General features: G+C 66.0%; 2 protein-coding genes. Both read left to right on the top strand.

Features of this window, described 5'->3' with window-relative positions:
• Positions 1–212 precede the first annotated feature (212 nt).
• Positions 213–2,531, top strand: a complete 2,319-nt coding sequence (locus O0J73_RS21745) for a TonB-dependent receptor (RefSeq protein ID WP_308309618.1) — start codon at positions 213–215, stop codon at positions 2,529–2,531.
• A gap of 21 nt (positions 2,532–2,552) precedes the next feature.
• Positions 2,553–4,013, top strand: coding sequence for an esterase-like activity of phytase family protein (locus O0J73_RS21740; RefSeq protein WP_308309617.1), 1,461 nt, complete (start codon positions 2,553–2,555; stop codon positions 4,011–4,013).
• Positions 4,014–4,054 lie beyond the last annotated feature (41 nt).

Genomic DNA, 4,054 nt, shown 5'->3' with positions numbered 1-4,054 from the left:
ATGCGGGGTCACGCTCGCTGCCGCACTACCCACCCCGCGGAGCGCCTCACAACAACTGAACATGTCACCAGACAGTCATCTGCCTGGCGCACCATTTTCACGTTGACCCACGGCGCCTGCAGCGCCCGCCGGTCGCATCGGTTTTATCCCCTATCGAACCCCATGAGCTCCGCACCGACGCGGCGGCTCGTGCCTGCCTGAGTGTCCGTAACATGACGAAGATTTTGTTGGCCGCTGCGCTGTCGATCGCGCTCGCTCCCGCGGCCTGGGCGCAGGATGCTGCCCCGACCTCCCATGGCACGTCCGCCACCGACCTCGATGCGGTTTCGGTGATCGGCAGTGGTGAAGCGCGCCAGGTGCAGCGCATCACCCGCGAGAACCTCGACATCCTGCCGCCGGGTACCAGCCTGCAGAAGACCCTGAACCTGCTGCCGGGCGTCAACGCGCAGTCGGCCGATGCACTGGGCACCAACGAACAGTCGATGACGCTCAGCCTGCGCGGCTTCAACTCCACCCGCCTCGGCTACACGCTCGATGGCGTGCCGCTGGGCGATGGTGCCTACAACAACTACAACGGCCTGACCATCAACCGTGCACTGATCAGCGAGAACATGGCTGGCGCCGAGCTGGCGGTGGGCATCGGCAGCCTCGGTACGCCGTCCACCAGCAACCTCGGCGGCACCCTCTCCTACACCTCCGATCGCCCGGCGCAGGAACTCGGCGGCCGCGTGGTGCAGACCTTCGGCAGCGATGCCAACCGCCGCACCTTCGTTCGCGTGGACAGCGGCGAGTACAACGGCTTCTCCGGCTACGTGTCCGGCATGAACGCCGTCTCCGATCTGTGGAACGACCAGACCGCCTACAACCAGTCCACCACCAAGCAGTTCAATGCCAAGGGTATGTGGAACTTCGAACGTGGCCAGATCACCGGTTTCGTCGATACCTCACGCACCACCCAGGCCGACTACTTCTACCTTTCCAAGGATGAGATGTCGCGCGGTCTCGGCTGGGACTGGGGCGGCTATGCACCGGACTGGAACAAGGCGGTGGCCAAGGCCTACTGCAACACCGCCAGTTTCAACGCGAAGAAGTGCGACAGCAGCGGCCCGGACAAGGATGCCGACGGTGCCTTCACCGCCGGGCAGATCCTGCGAGACGACAACCTGTACTACCTGGCCGGCGATTTCTTCCTGGCCGATGGCTTCAGCCTGCGCGCGCTGGCCTACCACCATGATGACCGCGGCGAAGGCCACAACTGGAACAGCGGCGCCTGGTCGAACAAGGGCACCGCGCAGGAGATCCCGATCATCTTCCGCAATACCATCTACACCATCGACCGCGATGGCGGCACGCTGTCCTTCGACTGGGAGCTGGGCGCGCACCGCATCGAAGGTGGCATCTGGTACGAGCGCAACACCAGCAGCGCCGAGCGCTACCAGACCGCCGTGGATGGCCCGCGTGACCTGAGCGGCATGAACACCCTGCCCTCCGATGTCGGTGTGTTTGCCCAGCGCACCCGCTGGAAGACCCATCAGATCTTCCTGAAGGACACCTGGCGCCTGCTTGATGACCGCCTGACCCTGGAGTTCGGCGCCAAGAGCCCGCACGCCACCTCCGATGCACGGGCACTGCCGGGCGACGCGAAGACGCCGATCCCGCCGAGCTCGAACAACCAGTTCGCCACCGGTTCGCTGAAGGCCAGCAAGAACTTCCTGCCCAGCATCGGCGCCAACTTTCGCCTGGCCGAGCACCACGAAGTCTTCGCCAGCTATGCCGAGAACATCGCCATGTTCCAGGGCGGCTTCAAGCTGGGCCCGCAGGCCGTGAGCCAGGCCACCTGGAATGCGCAGGGCAACCTGAAGCCAGAGGAGTCGCGCTCGGTGGAAGCCGGCTACCGCTTCGTCACCGACACCCTGCAGGCCTCGATCGCCGCCTACGATGTGCGCTTCGACAACCGCCTGCTGCAGTACAACCCCTGTGACTCGCGGCAGCCGGTCGGCCCGACCTGTGGCAACCGCTTCTACAACGTTGGCGGCGTCGATAGCCGCGGTGCCGAGCTGACCGTACTGTGGACCCCGAACGCGCACTTCAGCTGGTACACCTCGGCCTCGCTGAACCGCTCGACCTATGCATCGAACTACGTGCAGGCCGGCGTCGAGCAGCAGATCAAGGGCAAGATCCAGACCGACACGCCTAAGCAGCTGCTGGCCACCGAAATCACCTGGCGTGACAATGGCTGGTTCGCCAGCCTGCGCGGCAAGTACACCGGCGAGCGCTTCTACACCTACACCAACGACCAGGGCTTCGGCGGCTTCACCGTGTTCGACCTGGCCGGTGGCTATGACTTCGGCCAGGTCGGTTTCGCCAAGGGCATGCGTCTGTCGTTCAACGTGACCAACCTGACCAACAAGCGCTACGCCAGCAACCTGGATTCGAGCGTGTTCGCACCCAGCGACCCGGCCGGCAAGCTGTACGTGTTCCATGCCTCGGCACCGCGCCAGGTGTTCGGTACGATCGACCTTCGCTTCTGATCGACCGCCTGGAGTCCACCGATGCTCGCGACCGCCCTGCTGCTGGCCACCCTCTCCGCCAGCGGATACTCCGCCCCCCACGAGGCCAGTGGCGCACCGCCACGCACCCTTGAACTGGGCGGCCGCACCTACGTGGACAAGGGCCTGTTCGCCGCCGGGCGACTGCCGGCAGGCACGGTGGACTTCCTGGGCGATACGCTGGGCTCGTTCTCGTCGCTGGCGGTGCAGCCCGGCACCTGGAAGCGCACTGCCAACGGCTACCAGGGCGTGCTGTGGACCCTGCCCGACCGTGGCCGCAACGATCCCGAGGCCGGCCTGTTCTACGACTACGCCGGCCGCGTGGAGCGCATGCAGCTGCGCATCGACACCACGCCGGGCAAGCCCGGTGCGCTGGGCACACTGAGCATGGTGCCGGGCAAGGGCGTGGTGCTGAAGGACTTCAACGGGCAACCCTTCACCGGTGCCGACCCGGGCGACCACACCATCATCCAGCGCGACGTGGTGCTGCCCTCGCCCGCCAGCGGCGCCGGTGCGGGCAAAGTCTCGCTGGATGCGGAATCGCTGCAGTTCACCGCCGACGGTCATTTCTACATCGGTGATGAGTACACCGCCAACGTCTACTACTTCGATGCGCAGGGCCAGCTGCGGGGCGTGATCGTGGCGCCGCCCGCGATCCGGCCGCAGCGCGATGGCCAGCCGGCCTTTGGTTCTCTGGTGCCGCCGCAGACCGGTCGGCGCAACAACCAGGGGGTGGAAGGCATGGGCCTGTCGCCCGATGGCAGCCGCCTGTTCGTGGCGCTGCAGAGCGCGACGCTGCAGGACAGCGCGCAGGGCAATGCGGCCGGACGCATCAATACCCGCGTACTGGTCTATGACGTGACGACCTCACCGACGCCACAGCAGCCGATTGGCCATTACGTGATGGCTTTGCCGGCCTTCGCACACGACGGCAAGGGCAAGCTCGACCGTACCGCCGCGCAGAGCGAACTGCGCGCACTGGATGCCCACCGCTTCCTGCTGCTGGCCCGTGATGGCAACGGCCTCGGCAAGGACGGTGACGACCCCATCGTCTACAAGTCGGTGCTGCTGGTGGATGTGTCGGGTGCCAGCAACCTGGCCGGCAGCACCTACGAAACCGGCACCACCTCGCTACTGGCCGACGCGGCGGATACCACGTTGAAGGCCGGCATCGTGCCCGCACGCAGCGACGAGTTGCTGAACCTGCTCGACCGCCCGCAGCTTGCACGTGCGGGGCTGGACCTGGACACGAAGCGCGGCCCGCATGCCGGCCTGCTGTCGGAGAAGTGGGAAGCCATGGACGTATTGCCGGCACTGGACCCGCAGCACCCGAACGACGTGCTGCTGTTGATCGGCAACGACAACGACTTCATCGCCCGTCACTGCCGCATGCAGGGCGAGGCTTGTGACAGCCCCTACGACAACGACAACCGCGTGCTGGTGTACCGCCTGACCCTACCCTGACAGCAGGTGCCGTGTGCAAAATCCTGGTAGTGGGGGGCGCG

The organism is Stenotrophomonas sp. Sm6012, from assembly GCF_030985895.1.
Classification (GTDB): Bacteria; Pseudomonadota; Gammaproteobacteria; order Xanthomonadales; family Xanthomonadaceae; genus Stenotrophomonas; species Stenotrophomonas forensis.
Note: the sequence above shows the minus strand (reverse complement) of the source record. Positions and strands in the feature narration are given on the sequence as shown.

Excerpts from the sequence above, each read along its gene's own strand:
- O0J73_RS21745 (WP_308309618.1), top strand. The coding sequence starts at position 213 with ATGACGAAGATTTTGTTGGCCGCTGCGCTGTCGATCGCGCTCGCTCCC.
- O0J73_RS21740 (WP_308309617.1), top strand. The coding sequence starts at position 2,553 with ATGCTCGCGACCGCCCTGCTGCTGGCCACCCTCTCCGCCAGCGGATAC.